The following is a 5,986-nucleotide window of genomic DNA, read 5'->3' as shown; positions in this document are numbered from 1 at the left end:
TGGAAAACATTCCCAGTGGGAGCGAGCCTGCTCGCGATGAGCCCTGAAATTCACTGAAAATTTCAGCCTTTCCAACATCCCGAAACAATTAAGCAGCCGTTAGGCTGCTTACTAAACTGTGCCCGTTACGTTTACGTCACCGTTATGCCACCCCTGCTTGTGGCATTTCTCTACGGCAACGTGCCATCACGCTACTCGGCTACACACTTTTTCTCGATGATTCTTCGCACCAACAAGGTGCAACCCTTCAGACAGGCGCCCTTTCCTGGACCAGAATCCATGGCCGGACCACCACCGCCCACATCTCTGGATCACGTTCAAAAATATCCAGCGCCCGCGTTTCAGACAGCTTGGCGACCTTGTCTTCGGCCAGCCAGGCAGCGACTTTCTCGCCTTGATCCGATGCCACGGCCTCGGCCACGGCGATCAAATCCAGGTCAGCGTCGACCCACAATAGGGCACCCTGAGCGTAGAAGCGCTCCAGCTCTTTCCAGGTAATAGATGCGGTTTCACCAAGCAGCTTGGCATAGAGGGTGCTAGGTTCTTGATTCATGGGACTGTCCGGAAAAGAAATCGGCGCGAATGATAACGTCGGTGGTTCGGCAGAAAAACCCGGTAGCAAAAGGCTGTACCGAACGAAAAGAGCAGGAAGGCCAGGGAATGCTGATGATTGGGGTATAAGCCCTCTGAACGTCCCGCCGCAATTCTGTCTTTTTCTTTCATTAAAGCGACATCTCCAGAATTTGCCCCTGGGCGCCAGCTTCCCAGGCCGACAACCGGCGCTCTACACTGTACCGGTACAGTTGCCGGGGGCATTTCCGGACGATATCGCGATGATATCTGGCCCGGTTCTGCTGCTACGGCGTCAGGACTCTAAAAAAATACAACAGTAAGAGTGGAGCACTATGACTAAGGCTACTAAGCAGATTTCCAAACTGTTTGCCGCTATGGTACTGGCCGGGGTTGCCAGCCATTCGTTCGCAGCTGACACCATCAAGATCGGTATCGCCGGCCCTAAAACCGGTCCAGTAGCCCAGTACGGCGACATGCAGTTCAGTGGCGCCAAAATGGCCATCGAACAGATCAACGCCAAGGGCGGCGTCGATGGCAAGAAGCTCGAAGCCGTTGAATACGACGATGCCTGCGATCCGAAACAAGCGGTAGCCGTAGCGAACAAGGTCGTCAACGACGGCGTCAAATTCGTGGTCGGTCACCTGTGCTCCAGCTCCACTCAGCCTGCTTCGGACGTTTACGAAGACGAAGGCGTGATCATGATCACCCCGGCTGCCACCAGCCCGGACATCACCAGCCGTGGTTACAAAATGGTGTTCCGCACCATCGGTCTGGACAGCGCCCAGGGCCCTGCCGCCGGTAACTACATTGCCGATCACGTGAAACCGAAAATCGTTGCTGTCCTGCACGACAAACAGCAATACGGCGAAGGCATCGCCACCGCCGTGAAGAAAACCCTGGAAGGCAAAGGCGTCAAGGTTGCCGTGTTCGAAGGCGTCAACGCCGGCGACAAAGACTTCTCCTCGATGATCTCCAAGCTCAAGCAAGCCAACGTCGACTTCGTCTACTACGGCGGCTACCACCCTGAGCTGGGCCTGATCCTGCGTCAGTCCCAGGAAAAAGGCCTGAAAGCCAAGTTCATGGGTCCGGAAGGCGTGGGTAACGACTCCATCTCGCAGATCGCCAAGGATGCGTCCGAAGGCCTGCTGGTGACCCTGCCGAAGTCCTTCGACCAGGATCCGGCCAACCAGAAGCTGGCTGAAGACTTCAAGGCGAAGAAAGAAGACCCGAGCGGCCCGTTCGTGTTCCCGTCCTACTCGGCGGTTGAAGTGATTGCCCAAGGTATCACCGCAGCCAAGTCCGAAGACCCTGCGAAAGTGGCGGCCGCCATTCACGCCGGCACCTTCAAGACCCCTACCGGCGACCTGAGCTTCGACGCCAAGGGCGACCTGAAGGACTTCAAATTCGTGGTCTACGAGTGGCACTTCGGCAAACCTAAAACCGAAGTTTCGCCTCAGTAAGGCGCTGCCTGACTGACTGCCAATAAAGCCCACGGCGTGCCGTGGGCTTTGTTTTACGAATGTATTGGGCCGCGCTGGCGTGATCCGCCAGTCTCCCCACCTGAAAATCTCAAAACCGTCATCAGCGGTTCGCTGGCAAAACCCGGATTCGAAGTGGATAAAGATCCACGGGGCCGGGCGGGAAAATGACTCCACCAGTGAAATGCGTATCAGGTTTTTAGGAGCGCTGTAATGCCTGACATCTATCACTTCTTCCAACAGCTGGTTAATGGCATGACCATTGGCAGCACGTATGCCCTGATCGCCATCGGCTATACGATGGTCTACGGCATCATTGGAATGATCAACTTCGCCCACGGCGAGGTGTACATGATCGGCTCCTACGTGGCCTTCATCGCCATCGCCGGGCTGTCCATGATGGGACTCGACAGTGTTCCACTGTTGATGACCGCCGCTTTTCTCGCAACCATCGTCGTGACCAGTGCTTACGGTTACAGCATCGAACGGGTCGCCTACCGCCCCTTGCGCGGCAGCAACCGTCTGATCCCGCTGATTTCCGCCATCGGTATGTCGATCTTCCTGCAGAACACGGTTCTGCTGGCGCAAGACTCCAAGGACAAATCCATCCCCAACCTGATCCCCGGAAACTTCTCCATCGGGCCGGGTGGCGCACATGAAGTGCTGATTTCCTACATGCAAATCGTGGTGTTCGTGGTGACCCTGGTCGCCATGCTCGGCCTGACGCTGTTCATCTCCCGCTCTCGCCTGGGTCGCGCCTGTCGCGCCTGCGCCGAAGACATCAAGATGGCCAACCTGCTGGGTATCAACACCAACAACATCATCGCCCTGACCTTCGTCATTGGTGCTGCGCTGGCGGCCATCGCGGCCGTGCTGCTGAGCATGCAATACGGCGTGATCAACCCGAACGCCGGTTTCCTCGTCGGCCTCAAGGCGTTCACCGCTGCGGTACTGGGCGGCATCGGCAGCATCCCCGGCGCCATGCTCGGCGGGCTGGTGCTCGGTGTGGCGGAAGCCTTTGGTGCCGATATCTTCGGCGACCAGTACAAGGACGTCGTGGCGTTCGGCCTGCTGGTTCTGGTGCTGTTGTTCCGGCCAACCGGCCTGTTGGGTCGTCCGGAGGTTGAGAAAGTATGACTAGGAATCTTAAACAGGCGCTGTTCAGCGCCCTGCTGGTGTGGGCGGTGGCCTACCCGGTACTCGGTCTGAAGCTGACCATCGTCGGCATCAACCTCGAAGTGCATGGCACCAGTACCTCGACATTGATCACCATCGCCGTGTGCTCGGTATTGATGTTCCTGCGAGTGTTGTTCGACCAGCAGATCGGTGCGGCCTGGAAATCCTCGCCCAGCCTGCCAAAGATGCCGGCCAAGGCCAGCAGCTTCCTGACCCTGCCGACCACCCAGCGCTGGATCATCATTGCGTTGATCATCGGTGCACTGGTCTGGCCGTTCTTCGGTTCTCGCGGCGCGGTGGATATCGCCACGCTGGTGCTGATCTACGTGATGCTCGGCCTGGGCCTGAACATCGTGGTCGGCCTGGCCGGCCTGCTCGATCTCGGTTACGTCGGCTTCTATGCCGTCGGCGCCTACAGTTATGCGCTGCTGTCGCACTACTACGGTCTGAGCTTCTGGATCTGCCTGCCGATCGCCGGACTGATGGCGGCCACCTTCGGCTTCCTGCTCGGTTTCCCGGTACTGCGTCTGCGCGGTGACTATCTGGCGATCGTGACGCTGGGCTTCGGTGAAATCATCCGTCTGTTCCTGCGTAACCTCACCGACATCACCGGTGGCCCGAACGGCATCAGCAACATCGAGAAGCCAACGTTCTTCGGTCTGACCTTCGAACGTAAAGCCGCTGAAGGTTTGCAGACGTTCCACGAGTACTTCGGCCTGGAATACAACTCGATCAACAAGGTGATCTTCCTGTACCTGGTTGCGTTGTTCCTGGCGCTGTTCGCGCTGTTCGTCATCAACCGCTTGCTGCGCATGCCTCTGGGCCGTGCCTGGGAAGCGTTGCGTGAGGACGAGATCGCCTGCCGCGCATTGGGCCTGAACCCAACGCTCATCAAACTTTCAGCGTTCACCCTGGGTGCCTGCTTCGCAGGTTTCGCCGGCAGCTTCTTCGCCGCCCGTCAGGGTCTGGTGACGCCGGAGTCCTTCACCTTCATCGAGTCGGCGACCATTCTCGCCATCGTGGTACTGGGCGGCATGGGCTCGCAGCTGGGTGTCGTACTCGCCGCGGTCGTGATGATCCTGTTGCCGGAAATGATGCGTGAGTTCAGTGAGTACCGCATGCTGATGTTCGGCGCCCTGATGGTGCTGATGATGATCTGGCGACCTCAAGGTCTGCTGCCCATGCAACGTCCTCACATGGAGCTGCGCAAATGAGCCGCGAGATCCTGAAAGTCGAAAATCTGAGCATGCGCTTCGGCGGCCTGCTGGCGGTCAACGGCGTGGCCCTGACCGTGAAAGAGAAACAAGTGGTGGCGCTGATCGGGCCTAACGGCGCGGGCAAGACCACCGTGTTCAACTGCCTGACCGGTTTCTACAAGCCGAGCGGCGGCAGCATCAAGCTCGATGGCGAGCCGATCGAAGGCCTGCCTGGCCACAAGATCGCCCTCAAGGGCGTGGTGCGCACCTTCCAGAACGTGCGGTTGTTCAAGGACATGACGGCGGTCGAGAACCTGTTGATCGCCCAGCACCGTCACCTGAACACCAACTTCCTGGCCGGTCTGTTCAAGACCCCGGCGTTTCGCAAAAGCGAGCGCGAGGCCATGGAGTACGCCGAGTACTGGCTGGACAAGGTCAACCTCAAGGAATTCGCCAACCGTCCGGCCGGCACCCTGGCCTACGGTCAGCAGCGTCGCCTGGAAATCGCCCGCTGCATGATGACCCGTCCGCGGATCCTCATGCTCGACGAACCGGCTGCCGGTCTGAACCCGAAGGAAACCGAAGACCTGAAGGCGCTGATCAGCGTGCTGCGTGAAGAGCACAACGTGACCGTGCTGCTGATCGAACACGACATGAAACTGGTCATGAGCATTTCCGACCACATCGTCGTGATCAACCAGGGCACGCCTCTGGCCGACGGCACGCCGGAACAGATCCGCGACAATCCTGAAGTGATCAAAGCCTACCTGGGGGAAGCGTAAATGCTGCAGTTCGAAAACGTTTCCACCTTCTACGGCAAGATCCAGGCCCTGCACAGCGTCAACGTCGAAGTCCGTCAGGGCGAGATCGTGACGCTGATCGGCGCCAACGGTGCCGGCAAATCCACGCTGCTGATGACGCTGTGCGGTTCGCCGCAGGCGCACAGTGGCAGCATCCGCTACATGGGTGAGGAACTGGTCGGCCAGGACTCGTCGCAGATCATGCGCAAGAGCATTGCCGTGGTGCCGGAAGGCCGTCGGGTGTTTGCCCGTCTGACCGTCGAAGAAAACCTGTCCATGGGCGGATTCTTTACCGACAAGGGCGACTATCAGGAACAGATGGACAAGGTTCTCGGACTTTTCCCACGCCTGAAAGAACGCTTCAACCAGCGCGGCGGCACCATGTCCGGCGGCGAACAGCAAATGCTCGCCATCGGCCGTGCGCTGATGAGCAAGCCGAAACTGCTGCTGCTCGACGAGCCGTCGCTGGGCCTGGCACCGATCATCATCCAGCAGATCTTCGACATCATCGAACAGCTGCGCAAGGACGGTGTGACGGTGTTCCTGGTCGAACAGAACGCCAACCAGGCGCTGAAAATCGCCGACCGTGCGTACGTTCTGGAGAACGGCCGGGTGGTGATGCAAGGCACCGGTGAAGCGCTGCTGACCGACCCGAAAGTACGCGAGGCGTACCTCGGCGGTTGATCGATCGCGTTAAACAGAAAACGGCCTTCGCAGACTGTGTGAAAACCTAGCAATCTGCGCGGTGCTCAAAGAAAATGCT

Annotated in this window: 6 protein-coding genes; 5 read left to right on the top strand and 1 reads right to left on the bottom strand. The window is 58.6% G+C overall.

Annotated features, from left to right (window positions below):
- Positions 1 to 247: 247 nt before the first annotated feature.
- Positions 248 to 553, bottom strand: coding sequence for a DUF2288 domain-containing protein (locus ACW9HX_RS28780; RefSeq protein WP_457383177.1), 306 nt, complete (start codon positions 551 to 553; stop codon positions 248 to 250).
- Positions 554 to 905: 352 nt separating this feature from the next.
- On the opposite strand from ACW9HX_RS28780, the gene ACW9HX_RS28775 reads away from it, so the two are divergent.
- From ACW9HX_RS28775 to ACW9HX_RS28755, 5 genes are all read left to right on the top strand, one after another.
- The gene (locus tag ACW9HX_RS28775) at positions 906 to 2,033 is read left to right on the top strand and encodes a branched-chain amino acid ABC transporter substrate-binding protein (RefSeq protein WP_085712959.1); all 1,128 of its coding nucleotides are present in this window, start codon (positions 906 to 908) and stop codon (positions 2,031 to 2,033) included.
- Between the two features lie 231 nt (positions 2,034 to 2,264).
- Positions 2,265 to 3,188, top strand: coding sequence for a high-affinity branched-chain amino acid ABC transporter permease LivH (gene livH / locus ACW9HX_RS28770; protein WP_085729918.1), 924 nt, complete (start codon positions 2,265 to 2,267; stop codon positions 3,186 to 3,188).
- Entirely contained in the window at positions 3,185 to 4,441 is a 1,257-nt protein-coding gene (locus ACW9HX_RS28765; RefSeq protein WP_085712957.1) for a high-affinity branched-chain amino acid ABC transporter permease LivM, read from the top strand. Before livH ends, ACW9HX_RS28765 begins: the two co-directional genes overlap by 4 nt.
- Positions 4,438 to 5,205 carry a high-affinity branched-chain amino acid ABC transporter ATP-binding protein LivG gene (gene livG / locus ACW9HX_RS28760; RefSeq protein WP_085712956.1) on the top strand — a complete coding sequence of 256 codons (768 nt, stop codon included), beginning with the start codon at positions 4,438 to 4,440 and terminating at the stop codon, positions 5,203 to 5,205. The genes ACW9HX_RS28765 and livG overlap by 4 nt, the downstream gene beginning before the upstream one ends.
- Positions 5,206 to 5,907 (top strand): ABC transporter ATP-binding protein, encoded by a 702-nt coding sequence (locus tag ACW9HX_RS28755; RefSeq protein ID WP_003222380.1) that lies wholly within the window; start codon positions 5,206 to 5,208, stop codon positions 5,905 to 5,907.
- Positions 5,908 to 5,986 lie beyond the last annotated feature (79 nt).

It is taken from the genome of Pseudomonas sp. SDO52101_S400, assembly GCF_054071635.1.
The sequence above is the reverse complement of the archived record's forward strand: the minus strand, read 5'-3'. Positions and strand labels throughout refer to the sequence as shown.